This is a genomic window from Haloarcula rubra, assembly GCF_019599465.1.
Classification (GTDB): Archaea; Halobacteriota; Halobacteria; order Halobacteriales; family Haloarculaceae; genus Haloarcula; species Haloarcula rubra.
Map to the genome: position 1 here is coordinate 370,345 of NZ_RKLR01000002.1, position 21,413 is coordinate 391,757.

At 68.4% G+C, this 21,413-nt stretch carries 22 protein-coding genes; 13 read left to right on the top strand and 9 right to left on the bottom strand.

Annotated features, from left to right (window positions below):
• Positions 1 to 70 precede the first annotated feature (70 nt).
• Positions 71 to 721 (top strand): imidazole glycerol phosphate synthase subunit HisH, encoded by a 651-nt coding sequence (gene hisH / locus EGH21_RS06530; RefSeq protein ID WP_220617670.1) that lies wholly within the window; start codon positions 71 to 73, stop codon positions 719 to 721.
• A 211-nt stretch (positions 722 to 932) separates the two neighbouring features.
• Here the strand turns inward: hisH and EGH21_RS06535 are convergent, their stop codons facing one another.
• The gene (locus EGH21_RS06535) at positions 933 to 1,280 is read right to left on the bottom strand and encodes a hypothetical protein (protein ID WP_220617671.1); all 348 of its coding nucleotides are present in this window, start codon (positions 1,278 to 1,280) and stop codon (positions 933 to 935) included.
• 95 nt (positions 1,281 to 1,375) lie between these two features.
• On the opposite strand from EGH21_RS06535, the gene EGH21_RS06540 reads away from it, so the two are divergent.
• On the top strand, positions 1,376 to 3,061 hold the full coding sequence (locus EGH21_RS06540) for a histidine kinase N-terminal 7TM domain-containing protein (RefSeq protein ID WP_220617672.1): 1,686 nt from the start codon (positions 1,376 to 1,378) through the stop codon (positions 3,059 to 3,061).
• A gap of 44 nt (positions 3,062 to 3,105) precedes the next feature.
• Complete coding sequence (locus tag EGH21_RS06545; RefSeq protein ID WP_220617673.1) at positions 3,106 to 4,209, top strand: tRNA (guanine(26)-N(2))-dimethyltransferase; 1,104 nt, start codon at positions 3,106 to 3,108, stop codon at positions 4,207 to 4,209.
• Between the two features lie 10 nt (positions 4,210 to 4,219).
• On the opposite strand, the gene EGH21_RS06550 is transcribed toward EGH21_RS06545, so the two are convergent.
• Entirely contained in the window at positions 4,220 to 4,636 is a 417-nt protein-coding gene (locus EGH21_RS06550) for a hypothetical protein (RefSeq protein ID WP_220617674.1), read from the bottom strand.
• Positions 4,637 to 4,725: 89 nt separating this feature from the next.
• Here EGH21_RS06550 and EGH21_RS06555 point away from each other — a divergent pair, with 89 nt between their 5' ends.
• The 3 genes from EGH21_RS06555 to EGH21_RS06565 are packed head-to-tail and all read left to right on the top strand — an operon-like array spanning position 4,726 to position 8,350.
• Positions 4,726 to 6,162, top strand: coding sequence for an MATE family efflux transporter (locus tag EGH21_RS06555; protein WP_220617675.1), 1,437 nt, complete (start codon positions 4,726 to 4,728; stop codon positions 6,160 to 6,162).
• 56 nt (positions 6,163 to 6,218) lie between these two features.
• On the top strand, positions 6,219 to 7,463 hold the full coding sequence (locus tag EGH21_RS06560) for a YihY/virulence factor BrkB family protein (RefSeq protein ID WP_220617676.1): 1,245 nt from the start codon (positions 6,219 to 6,221) through the stop codon (positions 7,461 to 7,463).
• Positions 7,460 to 8,350 (top strand): phosphatase PAP2 family protein, encoded by an 891-nt coding sequence (locus tag EGH21_RS06565; protein WP_220617677.1) that lies wholly within the window; start codon positions 7,460 to 7,462, stop codon positions 8,348 to 8,350. Before EGH21_RS06560 ends, EGH21_RS06565 begins: the two co-directional genes overlap by 4 nt.
• 13 nt (positions 8,351 to 8,363) lie before the next feature.
• On the opposite strand, the gene glnA is transcribed toward EGH21_RS06565, so the two are convergent.
• Positions 8,364 to 9,719, bottom strand: a complete 1,356-nt coding sequence (gene glnA, locus EGH21_RS06570; protein WP_220617678.1) for a type I glutamate--ammonia ligase — start codon at positions 9,717 to 9,719, stop codon at positions 8,364 to 8,366.
• A gap of 126 nt (positions 9,720 to 9,845) precedes the next feature.
• Between glnA and lrp the strand changes: the two genes are divergently transcribed.
• The 4 genes from lrp to EGH21_RS06590 all read left to right on the top strand — a co-directional run bounded on the left by lrp (position 9,846) and on the right by EGH21_RS06590 (position 13,912).
• A complete protein-coding gene (gene lrp, locus EGH21_RS06575; protein ID WP_220617679.1) occupies positions 9,846 to 10,304 on the top strand; it encodes an HTH-type transcriptional regulator Lrp in 459 nt (152 codons plus the stop codon).
• Between the two features lie 79 nt (positions 10,305 to 10,383).
• On the top strand, positions 10,384 to 10,980 hold the full coding sequence (locus EGH21_RS06580; protein WP_220617680.1) for a TetR/AcrR family transcriptional regulator: 597 nt from the start codon (positions 10,384 to 10,386) through the stop codon (positions 10,978 to 10,980).
• Positions 10,977 to 12,461 (top strand): MATE family efflux transporter, encoded by a 1,485-nt coding sequence (locus tag EGH21_RS06585; RefSeq protein WP_220617681.1) that lies wholly within the window; start codon positions 10,977 to 10,979, stop codon positions 12,459 to 12,461. The genes EGH21_RS06580 and EGH21_RS06585 overlap by 4 nt, the downstream gene beginning before the upstream one ends.
• Before the next feature lie 65 nt (positions 12,462 to 12,526).
• Positions 12,527 to 13,912 (top strand): protein kinase domain-containing protein, encoded by a 1,386-nt coding sequence (locus EGH21_RS06590; protein ID WP_220617682.1) that lies wholly within the window; start codon positions 12,527 to 12,529, stop codon positions 13,910 to 13,912.
• A gap of 5 nt (positions 13,913 to 13,917) precedes the next feature.
• On the opposite strand, the gene EGH21_RS06595 is transcribed toward EGH21_RS06590, so the two are convergent.
• Positions 13,918 to 14,451, bottom strand: a complete 534-nt coding sequence (locus EGH21_RS06595; RefSeq protein ID WP_220617683.1) for a Rieske (2Fe-2S) protein — start codon at positions 14,449 to 14,451, stop codon at positions 13,918 to 13,920.
• A gap of 84 nt (positions 14,452 to 14,535) precedes the next feature.
• On the opposite strand from EGH21_RS06595, the gene EGH21_RS06600 reads away from it, so the two are divergent.
• Positions 14,536 to 14,745, top strand: coding sequence for a hypothetical protein (locus EGH21_RS06600; RefSeq protein ID WP_220617684.1), 210 nt, complete (start codon positions 14,536 to 14,538; stop codon positions 14,743 to 14,745).
• A gap of 9 nt (positions 14,746 to 14,754) precedes the next feature.
• Here the strand turns inward: EGH21_RS06600 and EGH21_RS06605 are convergent, their stop codons facing one another.
• On the bottom strand, positions 14,755 to 15,705 hold the full coding sequence (locus EGH21_RS06605; protein ID WP_220617685.1) for an AEC family transporter: 951 nt from the start codon (positions 15,703 to 15,705) through the stop codon (positions 14,755 to 14,757).
• Positions 15,706 to 15,759: 54 nt separating this feature from the next.
• A complete protein-coding gene (locus EGH21_RS06610; protein WP_220617686.1) occupies positions 15,760 to 15,912 on the bottom strand; it encodes a hypothetical protein in 153 nt (50 codons plus the stop codon).
• 330 nt (positions 15,913 to 16,242) lie between these two features.
• Here EGH21_RS06610 and EGH21_RS06615 point away from each other — a divergent pair, with 330 nt between their 5' ends.
• Positions 16,243 to 17,421 carry a thiolase family protein gene (locus tag EGH21_RS06615; RefSeq protein WP_220617687.1) on the top strand — a complete coding sequence of 393 codons (1,179 nt, stop codon included), beginning with the start codon at positions 16,243 to 16,245 and terminating at the stop codon, positions 17,419 to 17,421.
• A gap of 129 nt (positions 17,422 to 17,550) precedes the next feature.
• Here EGH21_RS06615 and thsA read toward each other — a convergent pair whose 3' ends face one another.
• A complete protein-coding gene (thsA, locus tag EGH21_RS06620; protein WP_220618002.1) occupies positions 17,551 to 19,233 on the bottom strand; it encodes a thermosome subunit alpha in 1,683 nt (560 codons plus the stop codon).
• A 220-nt stretch (positions 19,234 to 19,453) separates the two neighbouring features.
• Here thsA and EGH21_RS06625 point away from each other — a divergent pair, with 220 nt between their 5' ends.
• Positions 19,454 to 19,615 carry a zinc ribbon domain-containing protein gene (locus tag EGH21_RS06625; RefSeq protein WP_220617688.1) on the top strand — a complete coding sequence of 54 codons (162 nt, stop codon included), beginning with the start codon at positions 19,454 to 19,456 and terminating at the stop codon, positions 19,613 to 19,615.
• Positions 19,616 to 19,644: 29 nt separating this feature from the next.
• On the opposite strand, the gene EGH21_RS06630 is transcribed toward EGH21_RS06625, so the two are convergent.
• Positions 19,645 to 20,640 (bottom strand): ATP-binding protein, encoded by a 996-nt coding sequence (locus EGH21_RS06630; RefSeq protein WP_220618003.1) that lies wholly within the window; start codon positions 20,638 to 20,640, stop codon positions 19,645 to 19,647.
• A 150-nt stretch (positions 20,641 to 20,790) separates the two neighbouring features.
• A complete protein-coding gene (locus EGH21_RS06635) occupies positions 20,791 to 21,339 on the bottom strand; it encodes a KH domain-containing protein (protein ID WP_220617689.1) in 549 nt (182 codons plus the stop codon).
• Positions 21,340 to 21,413 lie beyond the last annotated feature (74 nt).

Genomic DNA, 21,413 nt, shown 5'->3' on the forward strand with positions numbered 1-21,413 from the left:
CGCTTTGCACCCGCCGGCGAAACCTGTCCGAAGGGGAACGCACTTAGCCCGCCTCGGCCTACTCGCGCACATGAACGTGAGACAGACGGCCGCCGACGTGGTCGTCGTCGACTACGGGTTGGGGAACCTCCGGAGCGTCACGCGCGGCCTCGAACGTGCCGGCGCGAGCGTCACGCTCTCGGAGGACCCGGCCGACTTCGACGCCGCCGACGGCATCGTCCTCCCCGGCGTCGGGGCCTTCTCGGAGGGCATGGACAACGCCGGGCCGTTCCGCGACGCACTCGTCGAACAGGCCGAGGCGGGCAAACCGCTGTTCGGTATCTGTCTCGGGATGCAGATGCTCCTGACCACCAGCGAAGAGGCCGACCACGCCGGGCAGGGCGACGCCGAGGGACTGGACCTCGTCCCCGGGAAGAACGTCCGCTTCAGCCGCGACCAGACGGTGCCCCACATGGGCTGGAACGAACTGCACGTCGAACGCGACCACCCCCTCGTCGAGGGCGTCGACGGCGAACACGCCTACTTCGTCCACTCGTACTACGCCGTCCCCGACGACGAGGAGAGCGTCGTCGCCACCACCGACTACGGCGTCGACTTCGCCTCCATCGTCGCCAACGAGGCCGGCAACGTCTTCGGCACCCAGTTCCACCCGGAGAAGTCGGGCGAGACGGGCCTGCGTATCCTGCGGAACTACGTCGACTACTGCGTCGACCAGCGGTAGCGGGTCGCGTACGGTCGCGGTGGCCGGGAGCGCGCTCCGTCGCGCGACGACGGGGGAGGGCAGGAACACCACCGAAAGCATACCGCGCCGGAGGCGCGGTTTCACCGGAATCGCCGTGGGCGATTCCGGCTTTTTTAGCGTAGATTTTTGCGAGGTGGGTGCCCACAGCGCCGCGTAGCGGCGCGAGGACACCCGCCGAAGCAAAAAGGTACTACAGGAAGTCCCGGACGTCCGAGTACCACATGTCGTGGTCGTCGACGGCGTCGATGGCCTCGGCGATACGGACGGCGATGGCGTGCCAGCACAGGTCGTCGGGGTCGTCGCTGTCGAGGTTGTACTCGGCGTCGGCGCAGTGACAGCCGCCGTCCTCGACGATGTACTCGTCCTCGTAGCCGACGACGACGGTGAAGTCGCGATAGCCTTTCACGCGACTCTCGCCGACGGCCTCGATGGCGCGCTGGCCCCGGTCGCCGTGGGCGTCGACGATAGCTGTCACTGCCTCGGGGGTGAGTCCCCCCTCCGATTCCAGCAGCGACACCCACTCGTCGACGGCGGTCACACGATGGCTAGGCAGAGGTGTGACAAAACAGCGTCGTCTCTCTCGGTCGGCGAGCGCCCCGGAACCATAAACAGGGAGCGGGCCCACGACACGTCATGGTCGGCGCTGTCCCCTGGCTCGCGCTGGGGTCGTTCGCCTCGGGGGTGGGGTCGCTGTACCTGTTGGCCCAACTCCGCGACCACTGGGACAAGCCCGGCGCGAAGTGGTTCGTCGCCACCATCGCGACCATCACGGTCTGGTGTGGGACCTACGGCGTCGCCGTGCTCGTCTCGACGCCGCTCGTCCGCCGGGGACTGGAGGCGGTGACGTGGGTGTGTCTGGTGTGGATAGGGTTCTTCTTCCTCGCGTTCGCGCTGGGGTACACCGGTCGGACGACGATACTGGAGAGTCGGCTGTTCCGCGGGCTGGCGGCCGTCCCGGCCGTGGCATCCCTGCTGGCGTTGACGAACCCGCTGCACGCGTTGCTGTGGGACGGCGTCCGCCTGACGACGGTCGACGGGGCCTCGCTCGTCCAGTACACGTTCCAGCCGCTGGGGTACGTCGTCGTCTTCGTCGCCATGCTGTTCGTCGTGTTCGGGACGGTGCTGGTGTTCGACACCGTCATCAGCTACGGCCCGCTGTACCGCCGCGAGGCCATCGCCGTCGGGCTGAGCCCGGTCCCGCCCGGCCTCGCGGTGCTGGTGTGGGCGCTGGGCATCGGCCCGACGGCGAACCTGACGACGCTGGCGTTCCTCCCGCACATCGCGCTGGACGCCTACGCCTTCGTCCGGAGCGACATGTTCGAGTTCCATCCGGCGACCCGGCGGGCGGGCGAGCGAGCGGCCATCGACGACATCGCGACGCCGGTGGCCATCGTCGACGTCGACGGCCGCATCGTGAACCTCAACCCGGCCGCCGAGCGGATGCTGGCCGTCGAGAAGCGGTCGGTGCTGACCGACCCGCTGGACGGCCTCCTGGTCGGCGAGGCGTTCGCCGTCGGCGAGGCCTACGACCGGTTCGCCGTGGAGAACGGCGGCCGGCGGGACGTCTACAAGGTCCAGCAGACGGAGTTGCGCGACGAGAGCGACACCCATCTGGGGTACACCGTGGTCTTTCAGGACATCACCGACGAGATACAGCGCGAACGTCGGTTGGAGGTGCTCAACCGCTTCCTGCGGCACAACGTCCGCAACGAGAGCGTCGTCATTCAGGCCCGCGCGGAGTTGCTGGCCGCCGAACTCGACGGCGACGAGGCAGACCACGCCGCGACTATCGAGCGGGCCGTCGACCGACTCGTGGAGTCCGGCGACAAGGCCCGCACCCTCTCGGAGGCCAGCGTCGACGCCGACGACGTCGAACCGGTCGACCTTCGCGAACGCGTCGCGGACGTCACGTCGGCGCTCGCCGAGGAGTACGGGGGGACCGTCGACGTCGACGTTCCGGCCGCCCTCACACTCCGGACCCAGCCGGTCCTGCTCGGCGTCGTCGTGACCAACCTCGTCGAGAACGCACTCCAACACGTCCCCGGCGCCGCCGTCTCCGTCTCGGCCCACGCCGACGGCGACGACGTGGTGCTCACGGTCGCCGACGACGGACCGGGCGTCCCCGACCACGAACTGTCGGTGCTGGCCCGCGGCCGAGAGACGGACCTGGACCACGGGAGCGGTATCGGCCTGTGGCTGGTCCACTGGGCGGTGCAGACGCTGGAGGGGGACCTCGACTTCGACACGAGCGACGGGACGACGGTGACGGTCCGACTCCCACGCGACCGCGCCGTCGCCAGCGACCCCGCGGCGGCCTGACCCACCTTCGAACGACTTAACGGCGCCCGCACGGAGAGTCGGGTATGCGCGTCAGCGAGGGGCAGGTCACCGTCTCGGTCCCCGAACAACCGGACGCCGGCAAGGGAGCGGACGTGTTCTTCAACCCCGTGCAGGAACTGAACCGAGACCTCACCGTGGCGGCGCTGCGGGCCTACCGGGAGCGTGACGACCGCGTCGAGAGCTATCTGGACGCCACCGCCGCCAGCGGCATCCGCGGGGTCCGGGCGGCCGCCGACGGGTGGGAGACGACGCTGTGTGACGTCGACGACGACGCCGTAGCGCTCTGTGAGGCGAATCTGGAACGGAACGACCTCGCGGCCGAGGTCCGCCACCAGAACGCCAACGTCCTCATGCACTCGGAGGCCTTCGACGTGGTCGACGTCGACCCGTTCGGCACGCCCATCCCCTTCGCCGACGCCGCCGTGCAGGGGACCAAACACCTGCTCTGTGTCACCGCCACCGACACCGCACCGCTGTGTGGCGCTCACTTCGAGAGCGGCGTCCGGAGTTACGGGGCCGTCCCGCGCAACACCGAGTTCCACGCCGAGATGGGGATGCGCGTGCTCCTCTCGGCGATGGTGCGGACCGCCGCCCGCTACGACATCGCGGCCCGTCCCATCCTGAGCCACGCCACCAAACACTACGCCCGTACGTACCTCGACTTCGAGCACGGTGCCCGCGTCGCAAACGACTGCATCGACGAACTGGGCTACGTCCACCACTGCCAGCACTGCCTCTGGCGAACGCACGACTACGGCCTCATCGCCGACGCGCCCGACGCCTGTCCGGTCTGCGAGGAACACCTCCAGACCGCCGGCCCCATCTGGCTGGGCCAGACCTGCGACCCCGAGTTCGCCGCGTCCGTCGCCGACCACCTCACCGAGGACATGGGCACCGCCGAGAAAGCGGCGGAACTGCTGGCGACACTCGGGGCCGAACTCGACACGCCGACCCACTACGACCAGCACCGCCTCTGCAAGCGGTGGGGTCGCGGTGCCGAGGCGATGGACACCTTCATCGAGAAACTCCGGGACGCGGGCTACGAGGCCTCTCGCTCGCACTACGGCGGAACGACGTTCAAGACTGACGCCGACGTGGTCGAGATTCGGGACGCGACGGCGGAGTAGCGCCGCCGGCCTATCGGCCGTTGACCTGCTTGTTCCCGCCACCGACCGACCGAACGAGGCCGTACGCCAGCAGGTACACCGGTCGCAGGAAGTAGTTCAACATCCCGGCCAGTCCGAGCAACCCACCCAGCGCCTGCACTTCCTCGGGGGTCGCGCCGAGTTCGAGGACGAGGGGGGCGGCGGCGAGGACCGGCGCCAGCCACAGCGAGTCCAGCAGGCTGTCGGCGTCGACGCCGAGGACGAACCCGACCTCGCCCTCGTCGGGGCGCGTGAGGTACAGGCCACCGCCCAGCGCGAGCAACACGACGACCAGCGGCAGTGAGGCCGGGACGCCGGCCACCCCCAGCGCGAGCAACAGGCCGGCCGCGACGAGCAACAGCACCGTCACCTGCATCGTCGCCGACCGGATTGCCATCTCCGTCTCCATGTCTCGGTGCTCGCTCGGGCCGGCTATAAACCCTGTGCGCGCCGGTCGGGTGGTAACCCATTTGAGGGGGCACCGACAAGGGCGTGTGCGTGTCGTCCCGCTACAATCCCGTCCGTGCCGTCCTGCTGTTGGTCGGCGGCCTCCTCGCTCGCGCCGGCCTCGTCGACCGTGAGCGAATCGCACGGGCGACGGACCTCTCCTGGCCCCGTATCGTCACGGGACTGGCCCGGATGTCGAAGTCGACGGCCGACGTGGCGATGGTGGGGCTGGCGATCGGGCCGACGGCCATCGCCGGCGTCGGGTTCGCCTCGCCGTTCTGGGGGCTGGCGTTCGCGCTCGGCGGCGGCGTCGCCGGCGGAACCATCGGGATGGTGTCCCAGCGCTTCGGCGCCGACGCCCACGAGGAACTGGGACTGACGGTCACGACGAGCGCCGCCGTCGTCCTCGCCATCACGCTCCCGGTGGCGGCGGCCTACTGGCTCTATCCCGGGTTTCTGGTGGACCTCGTCGGCTCCGGGGCGGTTCCTGTGGGGTACGGCGAGCGCTATCTCGAGGTCGTCTCCATCGGCGTTCCGTTCGCCGCGCTGAACCTCGTCGGCAGTCGCACCCTCGTCGGGGCCGACGACGCCTACGCGCCCATGCTCGTCCGTGGCGGCGGGGCCGTAATCAACGTCGTCCTCAACGCCGTCCTCATCTTCGGCCTCGGGATGGGCGTCGTCGGGGCCGCCATCGGCACCGTCGTCGCGAACGTCCTCGTCACCGCCGCGTTCGCCGTCGGCCTCGCCCGTGGCGGCCTCCCCGGCGTCGACTTTCCGGTCCAGATTCCGCTCTCGCGACCGTTCCTCGACGCGTCGCTGGCCCGTGACCTCGCCGAGATGGGGGCGCCGCTGGTCGGGACGAACCTCGCTCGCACGGGCGCGCAGTTTCCCCGCCTGTTCATCGTCGGCCTGTTCGGGCCGACCGTCGTCTCGGCGTACGTCGTCGCCCTGCGGGTCCGGATGCTGCTCGACACGCCGAACTGGGGCCTGAGTCTGGCCTCCAGTAGCCTCGTCGGGCAGGCACTCGGCGAGGACGACGAACGCGAGGCCACCGAGTGGGCACGGACCGTCCTCCGCCTCGGCATCGCCGTCTATCTGCTCGTCGCCGCCGCGCTCACTCCTCTCTCCCGACAGATTAGCCGCCTGTTCGTCGACGAACCGGCCGCGCTGGGCGTGGTGACGGTGTTCGTCGCCGTCGCCTGCGTCAGCGTCGTCTTCCGTGGCGTCGACGGCGGCGCGACGGGGCCGCTCCGGGCCAGCGGCGACACCCGGTGGCCGCTGTACTCCCAACTCGCCGGGATGTACCTGTTCGCGCTCCCCGTCGCCTACGTGGGTGTGCTCGTCCCGGCTATCGGCGTGTTCGCGCTGTACGCCTCCCTGCTCGTCGAGACGGCCGTCCCCGCCGCCATCACGTACTACCGGTTCGACTCCGGGACGTGGCGGGTGGTGAGTCGGTCCTACCGGCCCGACGCCGCGCTGGACGACTAGCGGGCCGCCGCGTGCGGGGCGCGGACATATTTGTACCGGCCGCCCGAGACATCGACGTGGACCGCAATCGCGTCGTCGCCGTCGTCCGCGAACTCGTCACGACCGTCCGCGAGGACCAGATATCGTTTCTGGCGGCCAGCATCGCCTACTACCTGTTCGTCTCCGTCTTCCCGCTCCTCTTGTTGGCGCTGGTCGTCGGATCGATACTCGGCGGCGAGGCCTTCGCGAACAGCGTCGTCGGGGCCGTCGGGTCGGCGCTGTCGCCCGCCGCCGCCGACCTCCTCGAGGACGCCTTGACGAGTGCGACCGGCCGAAGCGGCGCGACGATACTCGGCCTCGCCGTGACTCTCTGGGGCGCACTGAAGGTGTTCCGCGGCATCGACATGGCCTTCTCCAGTATCTACGGTACCACCGACGTGGACTCGTTCCTCGACACCGTCGTCGACGCGGTGGCGGCGCTGGCCGGCATCGGACTGGCGCTCGCGGGCCTGTTCGCCCTCGGGTCGCTCGGCGCGTTCTTCGGCGTCGAGGTCGCCCTCGGCGGACTGGCGCTGGTCCCCGTCCTCACCGTCGCCTTCCTCCCGCTGTACTACCTCTTCCCGGACGCCGACCTCTCGCTCCGGGAGGCCCTGCCCGGGGCGTTGCTCGCCGCCGTCGCGTGGACGGTGTTCGGGACGGCGTTCAGCATCTACGCCTCACAGGCCGGGAACTTCCAGTTGTACGGCGTCATCGGCGGGGCGCTCCTGCTCGTGACGTGGTTCTACTTCGCCGGCCAGATTCTGCTGGTCGGGGCGGCGTTCAACAAGGTCCTGCTGGGCGATATGGACCGGCAACTACAACAGGAACCGCTCCGACGGTCCAGCAAAGCGATGAGTGAGGACGCCGACAGGCCGTCGGGTGAGACGCCCCCGCCGGACGCTACCGGTGCCGGCGACGACCTGACCGACGAGGAACTCGAACAGTTGCGCGAGGAGTTCGAGTCGTTCCGCGACGACGTCGAGGACCGAACGCTCCACCGCGACGAGGTCAAGGACGACCTGCAGCGGTACGTCCGCCGGCGGATGCGACGGGGCCACGCCCGCGGGTGGGGCCCCTACGTCGTCCTCCTCTACGGGACGCTCATGACGCTCGGCGCGTTCTACTACCTGCAGGACCAGGCGATGTGGGCCGTGGCGGCGATGCTCGTCGTCTGGCTCTCGACGCTCGGCCTGTACGTCCTCATGTTGCTGGTCGGCGTCACGTTCCGCGTGACCGGACTGCCGGGCGTCGCCATCGACAAGGTCCGCGACTGGCGCAAATGAGCCGCGCTGTCGGCCTCACGGACCTCCTCTCGGCGCTCCCGGGCGTGGTCGTCGTCGCCTTCGCGCTGGTCACGCAACTCGGGGACTTCTGGTTCGTCGCCTCGGCCTGTCTGCTCGCCTACTGGGTCGGCGCGCAGACGCCGCGCCTCGGGCGGGGGTTGACCCGGGACCGAGCGGCACGCCTCCTCGGACTGCTCTCCTGTGCCGTCGCGCTCGCCGTCGGACTGAAACTGGTGTTCGCCCTCCCCCGACCGCCGGGCGCGGGAACGGCGCCGAACGCCCAACTCGTCCCGACCGCCCTCCGCGGGGTCTACGAGGCGATGGCCACCGGCGACGGCTACGGCTTCCCGAGCGGCCACGCGACGACGGGCGTGCTGGTCTGGGGCGGGTTCGCCGCGACGCTCCGGGTCGGCACCCGCCGCGCTCGCTACGCCGTGGCCGCCACCGTCGCGACGCTGATAGCCCTCTCGCGTCTCGTCATCGGCGTCCACTATCTGGTGGACGTGGTGGCCGGCGCCGCTATCGCCCTGACGGTTCTGTGGGTGGCGCTGACCCGCCTCCGTCGCCCCGAACGGGTGTTCGCGCTCGCCGCGGCGGCCGCGCTCGTCGGCGTCGCGGCCGGCGGACTGACCCGTGACGTGGCGGCCGGCCTCGGACTCGCGGCGGGCGGGGCGCTCGCGTGGCCGCTCCTGCCGACCGTCCCCGAACCGACCCGGCGGGGCGCGACGGTGACGGTCGTGCTGGGGGCGCTCTCGATAGCGGTCCTCGCGGTCGGTATCGGTGCCGCCGAGTCGATGCCGCCGGTGGTCGGACTGCTCGCGGGGACCGGGATGGCGCTGACGCTGGCGCTGCCGCTGGTCGGCGAGCGCGTCGCGGAAAAAATCTGAGGTCGGGTCCGGCTTAGAACTTCTCGAGGTACCGGTCGAGTTCCCACTGGGAGACGTCGACGAGGTACTCCTTGTGTTCCTGACGCTTGGCTTCGACGAAGTTCTCGAAGACGTGCTCGCCCAGCGCGTCGCTGACGACTTCGTCCTCTTCGAGGGCGTCGACGGCCTCGCCGAGGTTCTCCGGCAGCGTGGTGATGCCGTACTCCTCGCGCTTCTCCTCGTCGAACTCGTAGATGTTCTCGCGGACGGGGTCGTCGCACTCGAGGTCCTTCTCGATGCCGTCGAGACCGGCGTGGATGAGCGCGGCAAAGGCGAGGTACGGGTTACACGACGGGTCGGGGAAGCGGGCCTCGATACGCGAGGCGGCCGGCGTGCGGGCGGCCGGCTTGCGGATGAGTGCCGAGCGGTTGCGGTCGGACCACGCGACGTAGACGGGTGCCTCGTAGCCGGGGACGAGTCGCTTGTAGGAGTTCACGGTCGGGTTCGTGACCGCCGCGAGCGCGGGTGCGTGCTCGAGGATACCGGCGACGAAGCTCTTGGCCGTGTCGCTGAGGTTGAACTCGTCGTCCTCGTCGTGGAACGCGTTCTCGCCGTCCTCGGTGAACAGCGAGATGTGGGTGTGCATCCCGGAGCCGTTGATCTTCGGGATGGGCTTGGGCATGAACGTCGCGTGCAGGTCGTGTTCGGCCGCGATGGCGCGAACGACGGACCGGAACGTGGCGACGTTGTCGGCCGTGGTCAGGGCGTCGTCGTACGTGAAGTTGATCTCGTGCTGGCCCTGTGCGACCTCGTGGTGGGACGCTTCGATGTTGAAGCCCATGTCCTCGAGGCCGTAGATGATGTCACGACGGACGTCGGACGCGAGGTCCTTCGGCGCGAGGTCGAAGTAGCCACCGGCGTCGTTGGTCTTCGTCGTCGCGCGACCGTCTTCGTCTTCCTCGAACAGGAAGAACTCCGGTTCGGGGGCGGCGTTGACTTCGAAGCCGAGGTCGCTGGCGCGCTTGATGGCGTCCTTCAGGACACCACGCGGGTCACCCGAGAAGGGCTCGCCGGTCGACGTGTTGATAACGTCACAGATGAGTCGAGCGCTGGAGCCGCCCTCGACGCTCTCGCGCCACGGCAGGACCGAGAAGGTCGACGGGTCGGGGTCCAGACGCATGTCGGACTCCTGGATGCGGACGAAGCCGTCGATGGACGACCCGTCGAAGTAGATGCCCTCCGTGAAGGCTTTCTCGGCCTGGTCGGCCGTGATGGAGACGTTCTTGACGGTACCGAGGATGTCTGTGAACTGAAGTCGCAGGAAGTCGACGTTCTCTTCTTCGATTTCGTCGAGTACCTCCTGTGCCTCAGCCGAGAGTTCGCTTGTCATCTTTGGACACCGGGTAGGAACATTGCTACCACTAAAATACTGCCGTTTTACGCAAGGATTCCGAGGGTACCGCTCGCAGTTGGACATTCGTAAAATTCTAATCCCCGGAGGACGTGTGTGGGTGTAATGACGTACGAAAATCTCGACCGCAAGTTGGTGAATGCGCTTCTGGGGGACGGACGGGCGAGTCTTCGAAGTCTCGGTGAGGACCTCGACGTCTCGGTGACGACCGTCTCGAACCACCTCTCCGCGCTCGAAGAGGACGGCATCATCAACGGCTACACACCGAAAGTCGACTACGACGCGCTTGGCTACGACGTCACGGCCATCATCCAACTCAAGGTAGAGGGGTCCTCGCTCCCCGACGTAACCGAGAGCCTCAAAGAGCACAAGCAGATGATATCGGTGTACGAGGTCACCGGCGACTACGACATCATCGCCGTCGGGAAGTTCATGGACACCGACGGGATGAACGCCCAGATAAAGGAACTGCTCACCGACCCCGAAATCAACGAGTCCAACACGTCGGTCGTGCTCAACACCGCGACCGAACACGAGCAGTTCGAACTGGACCTCCACGAGTAACCGCTTCTGCCGTTCGTTCTCCCCGGGGAGCCGCGGGGACCGATGGGTTCTTGACTGACTGGTCAGTTAGTTACAGGTAATGAGCGACGGCGACACCTCCGAAGAAATCATGGGCGCGACGTACCGCGCGCTGTGTGCCCACGGGTACGCCGACCTGACGATGCAGGACATCGCAGACGAGTCAGAGAAGAGCAAAGCAGCCCTCCACTACCACTACGACAGCAAGCACGACCTCCTGTGTGCGTTTCTCGACTACCTCTACGACGGGTTCGTCGAGCGGACGTCCGACGTCGAGGGCGAGGCCCCCCACGAGACGCTCCTCGCACTCGTCGACGCGGTGCTGGACAAGCCCGACGACGACAGCGAGGAGTTCGGGACGGCCATCCTCGAGATACGCGCGCAGGCACCCTACGAACCCCGCTTCCGTGAACGGCTGACGCGGTTCGACGAGTACCTCGCGGACGAACTGACGGACATCCTCGAAGCCGGCGTCGCGGACGGCACCTTCGACCCGGAGATGGACCCCGACGACACCGCGCGCTTCCTCGTGACGGTGCTGACCGGTGCCGCCACCGAACGGGTCACGGCCGGGCAGTCCGTCGAGTGTACGCGGCGGATGCTCGCCGAGTACGTCGAGACCCACGTGCTGGCGGCCGACCGGGAGGTCGAGGCGTGACGGTCCGTGACCGGGTGACCGCCCTCGGCGAGCGACTGGGCGGCCTGTTCAAAGGACAGGAGGACCTGAACCTCACCAGCGGCCCCATCGGCAAGCCCCTGCTGTTCCTCTCCTTTCCCATCGTCGTCACGAACCTCCTGCAGGTGGCGTACAACCTCGCGGACACGTTCTGGCTGGGGCAGTACTCCACGACGGCGCTGGCGGCCATCTCCTTCGCGTTCCCGATGATATTCCTGCTCATCTCGCTGGGGATGGGCCTCTCGGTGGCCGGGAGCGTCCTCGTCGCCCAGCACACCGGCGCTGAGGAACCCGAGGAAGCCGAGTACGCCGCCTCGCAGACGCTCACCTTCGCCGTCGGTGCCTCCGTCGTCCTCGGTGCCGTCGGCTTCTTCTTCGTCGAGGACTTCCTCTCGTTGCTCGGGGCCTCACAGCAGGTCTTGCCGGGTGCGACCGGCTACCTGCAGGTCGTCTCGCTGGGCCTCTCGACGATGTTCGGCTTCTTCGTGTTCATCTCGCTGATGCGGGGGGCCGGCGACACCGTCACCCCGATGCTCGTGATGTTCGGCACCGTCGTCCTCAACATCGTACTGGACCCCTTCCTCATCTTCGGGGTCTGGCTGTTCCCGGAACTGGGCGTCGTCGGGGCGGCCGTCGCCACCGTCTTCTCTCGTGGACTCGCGTTCGCCGTCGGCGTCGCCATCATGCTCCGCGGGAACCGCGGCATCCGCGTCAACCCCCGCGACATGGTGCCCGACCTCTCCTACCTCCGCAAACTGCTGGAACTCGGTATCCCGGCCTCCGTCGAGGGGACCGGACGGGCGCTGTCGGTCAACGCCATGCTGTTCATCGTCGGGACGTTCTCGGTCACCGTCGTCGCCGCCTTCGGCGTCGGCATCCGCGTGTTCTCGCTCGTGTTCATGCCCGCCATCGCGATGGACCGCGGCGTCGAGACGATGACCGGCCAGAACCTCGGCGCCGAGCGACCCGACCGCGCCGCGAAGGCCAACCACTTCGCCGCGAAGTTCTCCTTCGTCGTCCTCACGGCGCTCGGGGCGGTCACCATCTTCGCCGCGCCCACGGTGGTCAGCGTGTTCAGCGACGACCCGGACGTGGTCCGTATCGGCGCGGAGTTCCTCCAGTGGGTCGCGCCCACGTTCGGCTTCATCGGCATCGTCCGCTCGTACTCCGGCGGGTTCCGCGGGTCGGGGAAGACGCTCACTTCGGCGGCGCTCGCGGTGACGATGCTCGGCGTCATCCGCCTGCCCGTCGCGTGGGTCGCCTCCCGACCGGTGGCGGTGCCGGCGTGGCTCGGCCCGACGGTGGTCGACCTCTTCGCGTTCTCGCTGGCCGAGCGGGGCATCTGGCTGGCCTTCGGCGTCTCGAACGTGCTGGCGGCCGGCATCGCCGTCGCGTGGTTCCTCCGCGGGACGTGGCGCGAGGCCGACCCACGGACCGAGGGTGCCGCTATCGCCGACGACTGACGCGTCCGGCCGTGTGACGGCCGTCTGACGTACGTTGATGGGGGTGTACCGACAACCGCGTACCAATGAGTACCGGCGCGCAGTCGGGGGCGGGGGACGGCGAGCGACTGCTCGCGGTGTTCGGTCGCCCCCTGTTCGCGGCGCTCGACGGCGACGCCCCGCGCGAGGCCGCCTGCGCGCTCTGTCTGCTCGCCGACGCCGACGAGTCGCTCTCGCGGCCGCTCGCGACGCGGCTCCTCGACCACCTCGCGGACGCCGACGACCGCCGCCCCTTCCTCCGGACGCTGGCGACGCTCGCCGCGGACCACGGCGACGCGGTCGAGACGGCGCTGGCCGACGCCGGTGCGACCCGTCGCCTTCGGACCGCCGTCGAGGCGACCGAGGGCTGGTCGTTCGCCCAGCGGGCCGACGGCGGCAGCGTCACCGAGGCGGTTCGGCAGGTCGTCGAGACCGACGACACGCGGGACCCCGGACCGGGCGTCGCACAGCGCGGGGGCACCGACGACGGTCCGGCCGCCGACCCGGACCGCGCGGCCGAACGGGAACACCGCGGGGACCCGGCGGCCGTGGACCGACGCGACCGACTGGCCCGCGCCGAACAGTCCCGCGCGTTCCGGGCCATCAGCCTGTTCGGCGAGTTCGACGACCTCACCGTCGTCGAACCCGAGCAGGCGGTCCGGTACGGCTCCGTCCTGCGGACGCGCGCGACCCTCGACGGCGAGGAGCGCGGCGTCGCCCTGCGTCTGTTCGACCTGCCCGACGAGGCCGACGCCCGCACCGAGTTCGCGGCCAGCGTCGCCGAGTCGCTGGCTCGCTGGGACGGCGTCGCCGACCACGACGGACTGGTGACCGTCCACGACTGGGGCGACCACCCGCGGCCGTGGGTGGCGACGCCGTACCTCGACGGGTCGCTGGCCGACCGTGGCCGCCCGAGCGCGGAACGCGCGCTCCGCGAGATAGCGCACCTCGCCGGTGCGCTCGCGACCTGCCACCGCAACGGCCTCGTCCACGGTGGTATCGACCCCGAGGCCGTCGTCTACCCCACGTCGTCGCTGGAGGGGTTGCCGGCCCCGCGGCTGGACAACGTCGGCCTGATGGACGCCGTGCGCGCCCACTTCGAGCCGTCGTCGTACCTCGACCCCCGCTACGCCGCCCCGGAGTACTTCTCGCGGGAGTACGGGAGCATCGACGCCGCCACGGACGTCTACGCGCTGGGGACGGTGTGTTACCGCCTGCTGACCGGTCACCCGCCGTTCGCGGGTGACTACGACGAGATTCGCCGCGGCGTCCTCGAGGAGCGACCGCCGGCCCCGACCGAGGTGAACCCGCGACTCCCGGACGCCGTCGACGACGTCGTCGCGAAGGCGACGGCGAAGGACAAACTCACACGCTACGAGACGGCCGCGGCGGTGCGCCGCGACTGCTGGCGGCTCGTACAGACACTCGGCTGAGTCGCCTACCGCTGGGCTCGCTCGAAGCGCTCGTCGACGAGGTACACCGCTCCGTCACGCACCGTCACCGAGACGCTGTCGAGTGCGTCGCCGGCACACGGGCCCGCGGTACAGATACCCTCGTCGCGCTCGAACCGCGCCCCGTGCTTGTGACACACTAGCTGGTCGCCCGAGACGATAGCACCCGTGCCCGTGTCAAGCGGCACTTCGGGGCGATGTGGACAGGAGTTCCGCCACGCGACGACGGCGTCGCCCGAGCGGTGGAGGATGCAGTCGACGCTCCGCCGCCCGTCGACGGCCCGGAACCGGAGCGTGCTATCGCGCGGGACCGCGTCCAAATCGACGATGCGCCGTGGCTCGTCGTCGTCGGCCGCGTCGGTCGTCCCGGCTTCGCGCTCCGCCCGGTCGTCTGTGTCGGACGTGCCGAACTCGAACTGTACGGTCGCGTCGCCGGCCTCGACCTCGCCGGTCCCGTCGCGGACCTCGACGACCTCGGCGTCGTCGTCGTGTTCGACGGTCACCCGCACGTCGTCGGTCATGTCCGGCCCGTCGGAGCGTGTCGGGGATAACCGTGTCGGGAACGGTCCGCAACTGAGTTACCGCCGACGGTGTAACCCACCCACATGGACTCCGAGAACGTCACCGTCGACGTCGAAGTCGAAGTGGAGATAGACACCGAGGAACTGGAAGCCGAAGTCGAGGACGCCACCGAGTTCGAGGCGGCACTCGACGCCGACGGCGTGGAGATCGAACTGGAAGCCGAAGTCGAGTTCGAGGGCGACGAGACGGACGAGGCGGACGAAGAGATGGACGAGGACGACGAAGCGGAGTAACTCGGCCGCTCACAGGACGAGACCCGACTGCAACGCCGCGACCAGTAGCGTCACGGTCAGGACGCTCGCGAGCGTCGTCACCAGCACCGTCGCGCTGGTGAACTCGCCGGAGGCGACGCCGTCCCCGTCGCGGCTGAACGCGCCGACGAGGATGAGCGACGTGACGCTGGTCGGTGTCGCCAGCAGGAGGACGACGACGCGGGCGACGGTCGGGTTCGCGAAGCCGACCAGCAGGACGACGCCGGTGCCGACGACGGGGGCGAGCAGGAGTCGCAGGCCGCTCGCCGTCCCGACCGGGCGGAGCGTGTCGGTCCCGTCGACGTTCGAGAGCTGGATACCGAGGATGAGCAACATCACGGGGATGGAGGCGTTCCCGAGCAGTTCCAGCGTCGCCATCAGCGTCGACGACTCGGGCGGGACGACGCCCAGCCAGCGGACCGCCAGCGCGACGACGACGGCGTACACCAGCGGGACGCCGAACACCCGGCGCATGTCCGACAGCGGGTTGCTCTCGCTCCCCCGTGCGGCGACGTAGATGCCGAGCGTGTACAGCATGACGCCCTGTAACGCCGTCACCAGCACCGCCACGCTCCGCCCCGTCGCGCCGAACGCGAAGTCCGCGAGCGGGATGCCGTAGTTACCCGTGTTCGGGAAGACGGTGACGAGGACGAACGCCCCCAACAGCGGTTCGGTGTGGCCCGAGAGGCGGCCGACGAGTTCGGCGACGACCAGCATCGCCGCGGTGAACCCGAGGACGGCGACGACCACCTGTACGATGGTTCCACCGGACAGTTCGGAGGTGGTCAGACTGTGGACCACGAGCGCCGGCGCGAGGACGTACACCGTGACCGTGGTGAGCGCGTCTGCCTCGACGCCCTCGTAGCGGCCCAGCAGGAAGCCGACGGCCGCGACGCCGACGACCGGGAGGATAGCGGACGCGAAGATGCCCAGCAGTGACACGCTTCCACTCTCGGAGCGACGCCAAGAACCCTTTCGACTTCGCGCCGCCACCCCTCAGCAGAGTTCGTACCGTGCTATCTCCCGCGACCCACACTGCCGACAGGCGTCGAGTCGCTGGTCCATCGTCACCCCGCAGATGCGACACTCGTACAGGATACAGGACTGTGCACCGTGCAACGCTCGTTTGACCCACTTCACCACCGACATCGTGTTTCGCTCCGTCCCTCGGCGACTGTTGACCCGACCATGGCGGAGCCAACCAGCCCGGACAAAAAACTGTATGTACCGGTCGCTCACCGTTGCTGGCCAGCTATAGATATTTTATTACTAACTGATAGTTGACTATAGTTCTGTTAGCTGTTTTTCTATTATATCTGTATTCTGAGTACGTACGACGTAGCTGCTGACAACGCGTCGATGCGTCAGGTCTAGTCACCATCTCGACACACGAGACTACCGTGTGGCGCTGTGTCGCGTCCCGTCACACTGCCGTTCGCCGGCCGAACAGTGATGTTCCTCGCCGGACTCACTGGTGGCATGCAGGAAGCCTACGTCGTCGACGCGGTCCGGACGCCCTTCGGCGCGCGCGAGGGGTCGTTCCGTGATACGCACCCACAGGACCTCGCGGCCGAACCGCTCGCGGCGCTCGAAGCCCGCAACGGCTTCGACGGACCTGCTATCGAGGACGTCGTCTACGGCTGTGTCGTCCCCGTCGGCGAACAGGGGCTGAACGTCGGGCGCATCGCGCCGATGGTCGCCGGGTGGGGCGACTCCGTTCCCGGCGTCCAACTCAACCGAATGTGTGGCTCCGGTCAGCAGGCGGTGACCTTCGCCGCCGGGCAGGTCCGCGGCCGGATGGCGGATCTGCTGGTCGCCGGCGGCGTCGAACACATGACTCGCGTCCCGATGGGTAGCGACACGCCGGGCGAGGGTCACAGCTACGCCGACCCGGGCGGCGTGACGGATACCTACTTCGAGCACTTCGACGAACTGACCACACAGGGCGAGGGGGCGGAACGAATCGCCGAGCAGTGGCGGTTCTCGCGGACGGAACTCGACGAACTCGCCGTCGACTCCCAGCGCCGGTGGGGCGAGGCCGTCGCCGAGGACAGATACGCCGAACAGGTCGTCCCCGTCGAGACGACGCTCGACGGCGAGGCAATCGAAGTCACGGAGGACGAACACCCCCGCCCCGGGACGGACGTCGAGACGCTCGCGGGCCTGCCGCTGGCCTTCCGCGAGGAAGGCGAGGGCGTCGTCCACCCCGGCAACGCGTCGGGCATCGTCGACGGTGCCGCCGCGACGTTGGTCGCCTCGGGCGCGGCCTGCGAGTCGTACGGCTGGGACCCGCTCGCCCGCGTCGTCGACAGCGTCGTCGTCGGCGTCGACCCGACGACGATGCTCACCGGGCCGATTCCGGCCACCGAGCAGCTACTCGCTCGCAACGACCTCGCTATCGACGACGTCGACCGCTTCGAAGTCAACGAGGCCTTCGCCCCCGTCGTCGCGGCGTGGCTCGAAGAGACGGGCGCCGACTGGTCGAAGACGAACGTCTGGGGCGGCGCCATCGCTCACGGCCATCCGCTGGGGGCGACGGGAGCCGCACTACTGGGGAAACTGCCGTACCAACTGGCCGACTGTGACGGCCGCTACGGCCTGTGTACGATGTGTATCGGCTTTGGACAGGGTATCGCGACGCTCGTCGAGCGAGTCTGACGGCGCGGTCCGTGGCGGGTCGCCGTCCGACGAGCCACCGGCTACGGCGTCGCGGAGAGATGAGAGAAGATTCGGTTCGCGAACGGTGCGTTAGACGGAGTGGGTGGTGTGAGTGGCCTTAGGCCGACTTCACATCATGCCGCCCATGCCGCCGCCCATGCCGCCCATGCCGCCGCCCATACCGCCGGGGGCGCCACCGGGGCCGCCGGGCCCGCCTTCCTCGTCGTCGTCGTCGCCCTGGCCACCCTTGAGGTCGCCAGCGGCGATGACGTCGTCGATGCGCAGGATCATCACGGCCGCCTCGGTGGCGGACTCGATGGCCTGGGTCTTGACGCGGAGCGGTTCGACGACACCGTCTTCCTCCATGTCGACGACTTCGCCGGAGTAGGCGTCGAGGCCGGAGGTGACGGCACCGCCGTCGTGCTTGCTGCGGAGGTCCACGAGCGAGTCGATGGGGTCGTGACCCGCGTTCTCGGCGAGGGTGCGCGGGATGACGTCGATGGCGTCGGCGAACGCCTCGACGGCGAGCTGTTCGCGCCCACCGACGGAGTCGGCGTAGTCACGCAGACCCAGCGCGAGCTGCGTCTCGGGGGCACCGCCGCCGGGCAGGACCTTGCCGTCCTCCAGCGTGGCGGCGACGACGCCGAGCGAGTCCTCGATGGCGCGCTCGACTTCGTCGACGACGTGTTCGGTGCCGCCGCGGAGGATCATCGTGACCGCTTTGGCGTCCTCGACGTCCTCGACGAAGATGCGCTCGTCGCCGGCGATGTCCTTCTGGGCGACGGAGCCGGCGAAGCCGAGGTCGTCGGCCTCGATGTCGTCGATGTTCGAGACGATGCGGGCGCCCGTCGAGCGCGAGAGGGCCTCGATGTCGGACTTCTTCGCGCGTCGGACCGCGAGGATGCCCTCCTGAGCGAGGTAGTGCTGGGCCATGTCGTCGATGCCCTTCTGGCAGAAGACGACGTCGGCGCCGGCTTCTTTCAGCTTGTCGACCATCTCCTTGAGCTGTTTCTCTTCCTGGTCGAGGAACTGCTGGAGCTGGTCGGGGTCGGTGACGTTGACCTCGGTGTCCAGTTCCGTCTCGGGGACCTCGATGGCCGTATCGAGGAGCGCGACGTCGGCGTCCTCGACGGCGAAGGGCATGTTGTCGTGGACGCGCTCCTTGTCGACGATGACGCCTTCGACGAGTTCGGACTCGTCGGTGGAGCCACCCACGACCGTCTCGATCTGGATGTTGTCGGTGTCGACCGTGCCGTCGTCGTCGGCGACGGACTGGACCGCGCGGACGACGAGTTCGGCGAGGACGTCCTTCGAGGACTCGGCGCCCTTGCCGGTCATCGCGGTGCCGGCGACCTTCTCGAGAGTCTCGGTGTCGTCGGCCTCGACGTCGATGGCGTTCTCTTCGAGAATCTCTTTGGCCTTCTCGGCGGCCTGACGGTACCCCTGAGCCAGGATGGTGGCGTGGATGTCCTGGTCGAGGAGTTCCTCGGCCTTCGACAGCAGTTCACCGGCGATGACGACGGCCGTCGTCGTGCCGTCCCCGACCTCGTCCTCCTGGGTCTGGGCGACTTCGACGATCATGTTGGCCGCCGGGTGCTCGATGTCCATCTCGTCTAAGATGGTGACGCCGTCGTTCGTGACGACGACCGACCCGGAGTTGTCGACGAGCATCTTGTCCATGCCCTTCGGACCGAGTGTGGTCCGAACGGCCTCCGCCACGGCCGTCCCGGCCGTGATGTTCATGGACTGTGCGTCCTTCCCGGAGGTTCGCTGGGACTCCTCGGAGAGTACGATCATGGGCTGATTGCCCATCTGCTGTTGAGCCATAGTCAGACGATGATTGAATGTGATTCTATATAAAGCTTGTTGTGGCGGACGATGTATCGCCGTACTGTCTCCCGCTCTCGCCGGTGTGGCACTGTCTACCGTGCCGTGTTTAAATAGCCTCTCAGGGCCGTTTCGGGGGGTAAGCGTGAACTATCCATAGTATTTGTTAGGTGTTCACACGAACTGGGACACGGAGGGAAGAGACATGGGCGTCCTCGACAACATCACCGACCTGTTCGCATCGGATTCGGTCGACAAGTACCGCTGTGACGACTGCGACGCGGTGTTCGAAGTCGAAGGTGGGACCCGGGACCCGCACTGTGAGTCCTGCGGGTCGGCGGCGGTGACGTTCATCAACCGCGTCTGAGCGGGTCGCGACGAGGCCGTCGGCGCTTCTCAGTACCCCATCCCGAACCGACGGTGGCGCAGTTCGGGCGTGACCTGTATCCGGTCGACGTCCTGCCCGGTGCGGTACCAGACGAACGCCGCGCGCGTGAACAACTCCCGGCACTCGATGCGCACCTCGCGGGGGACGCCGTCGGTTCGCTCGTGGACGTCCTCGATAGCGGCCCGGGTGAACAGGTCCGGGGCCTCGCCGTCGTAGGGCTCACCCCGGAAGTACGCCAGCGAGCGAGCCACGTACTCCGCCACGTCGTCCGGGCCGAACGGTTCGATGTTCTCATAGTAGCGCAGTCGAGAGTCCAGCGTCCCGCGAATCTCCGCGACCCGGCGCTTCCCTTCGGGGGTCCCGGTCAGGAACAGGCGGACGCCGGCGTCGCCGGCGACCTGCAACGGCGAGAGCAGGTCGGCCTCTAGCACCTCTATCTCGTCGACGACCAGCAGGAGCGTCTTCCCGTGTTCGCGCACCCGCTGGACGACTTCACGGAGCGCCGTCTTCGCCTCCGCCGTCGCCCACGGGATACCGTTGCGAACCTGCGAGTAGCGCCCGAAGTCGACGGAGAAGCCGTCGGCGTAGGCCGCCTCCAGCACCGTCTGGTACAGCGCCCGTGCCGTCGTCTCGCGGGGGTTGTCCAGATGCGTCACGACGAAGTCGTCGTGTTGCGAGAGGTCCCGGAGGACGATCTCACGGAACGCCGACTTCCCGGTGCCGTAGGGACTCACGAGGCCGATGTGCTGGTCCTGCAACAGCCACGAGGTGACCTGGTTCAGCATCGCCGTGTCGTGGCGGACGTACAGCGGTTCGGGCATGTGGTCCAGCCCCGCCTCCTCGGTGAACGGGAGGTCCGTCACGTCCTCGGGGTCGCCGCCCAGCGCCTCGCCGAACGCCAGCAGGCGCTGTTCGACCTCCCGTAACTGGTCCAGCAGGACGCCCTCGGACACCGACGCCGAGCGCTCGTCATCCTCGGCCCGAAGCCGCTCCAGCCGGTCCATCACGTCGCCGACGGTCTGGCCGCTCTCGCTGCCGGTGTCGGTCCCGCCGGCGCCGTCGCTGTCGTCTGACACGGTGGTTCTTCACTGTGGTTGACGGGCCGCGGCGTTATATGTTACGCCCGGACCGGAGGAAAAAGCCGCGTCGCCCGCTCACCCGGTGAACTGGTGGTACTCAAGTCCCTTGTGCTTCATCTCGTTGTGCTTGCGTTCGAGGAAGGAGTACACCGAGCCGTGGGGTGCGCCGTCCAGTAACATCTCGGCGGCCTCGCGGACCGCGTCGACCTGTTCTGGCCCGCCGATGATGCCCAGCGTCGACCCGTAGATGACGACGGCGGCACCGGTCAGTTCCTGCATGAGTTCCCGGGTCCGACCACCCTCGCCGATGAGACGCCCCTTCTGGCGGCGGAGGTCGTTCTTGTTCCGGGCGGCGGCCTCGATGTCTATCATCTCGAACATCATCATGTCGTCGTCCAGCAGCGCCAGCGCGTCTTCGGGGGCGAACCCGCGGCCGATGGCCTTCACGATGTCCGGCCCTTTCAGCGCCGTCACGGGGTCGCCGACGGACTCGACCTTGACGGTGCCGTCCTCGGAGTCGATGTCCAGACGGACCTCCGCCCGCTCCTCGATTTCGCGCATGGTCTCACCACCTTCGCCGATCAGCACGCCGATTCGGTCCTGCGGAATCTTCACGTGTTTCATAATATGCTTCCGAGTACGGGGTTCTGCCTGTTTAAGACTTCGGCGTCTAGTTTCGGCAGTGTCGCCGGGCAGAC

Excerpts from the sequence above, each read along its gene's own strand:
- hisH (WP_220617670.1), top strand. The coding sequence starts at position 71 with ATGAACGTGAGACAGACGGCCGCCGACGTGGTCGTCGTCGACTACGGG.
- EGH21_RS06540 (WP_220617672.1), top strand. The coding sequence starts at position 1,376 with ATGGTCGGCGCTGTCCCCTGGCTCGCGCTGGGGTCGTTCGCCTCGGGG.
- EGH21_RS06545 (WP_220617673.1), top strand. The coding sequence starts at position 3,106 with ATGCGCGTCAGCGAGGGGCAGGTCACCGTCTCGGTCCCCGAACAACCG.
- EGH21_RS06550 (WP_220617674.1), bottom strand. The coding sequence starts at position 4,636 with ATGGAGACGGAGATGGCAATCCGGTCGGCGACGATGCAGGTGACGGTG.
- EGH21_RS06565 (WP_220617677.1), top strand. The coding sequence starts at position 7,460 with ATGAGCCGCGCTGTCGGCCTCACGGACCTCCTCTCGGCGCTCCCGGGC.
- glnA (WP_220617678.1), bottom strand. The coding sequence starts at position 9,719 with ATGACAAGCGAACTCTCGGCTGAGGCACAGGAGGTACTCGACGAAATC.
- lrp (WP_220617679.1), top strand. The coding sequence starts at position 9,846 with ATGACGTACGAAAATCTCGACCGCAAGTTGGTGAATGCGCTTCTGGGG.
- EGH21_RS06580 (WP_220617680.1), top strand. The coding sequence starts at position 10,384 with ATGAGCGACGGCGACACCTCCGAAGAAATCATGGGCGCGACGTACCGC.
- EGH21_RS06590 (WP_220617682.1), top strand. The coding sequence starts at position 12,527 with ATGAGTACCGGCGCGCAGTCGGGGGCGGGGGACGGCGAGCGACTGCTC.
- EGH21_RS06595 (WP_220617683.1), bottom strand. The coding sequence starts at position 14,451 with ATGACCGACGACGTGCGGGTGACCGTCGAACACGACGACGACGCCGAG.
- EGH21_RS06600 (WP_220617684.1), top strand. The coding sequence starts at position 14,536 with ATGGACTCCGAGAACGTCACCGTCGACGTCGAAGTCGAAGTGGAGATA.
- EGH21_RS06610 (WP_220617686.1), bottom strand. The coding sequence starts at position 15,912 with ATGTCGGTGGTGAAGTGGGTCAAACGAGCGTTGCACGGTGCACAGTCC.
- EGH21_RS06615 (WP_220617687.1), top strand. The coding sequence starts at position 16,243 with ATGCAGGAAGCCTACGTCGTCGACGCGGTCCGGACGCCCTTCGGCGCG.
- thsA (WP_220618002.1), bottom strand. The coding sequence starts at position 19,233 with ATGGGCAATCAGCCCATGATCGTACTCTCCGAGGAGTCCCAGCGAACC.
- EGH21_RS06625 (WP_220617688.1), top strand. The coding sequence starts at position 19,454 with ATGGGCGTCCTCGACAACATCACCGACCTGTTCGCATCGGATTCGGTC.
- EGH21_RS06630 (WP_220618003.1), bottom strand. The coding sequence starts at position 20,640 with ATGGACCGGCTGGAGCGGCTTCGGGCCGAGGATGACGAGCGCTCGGCG.
- EGH21_RS06635 (WP_220617689.1), bottom strand. The coding sequence starts at position 21,339 with ATGAAACACGTGAAGATTCCGCAGGACCGAATCGGCGTGCTGATCGGC.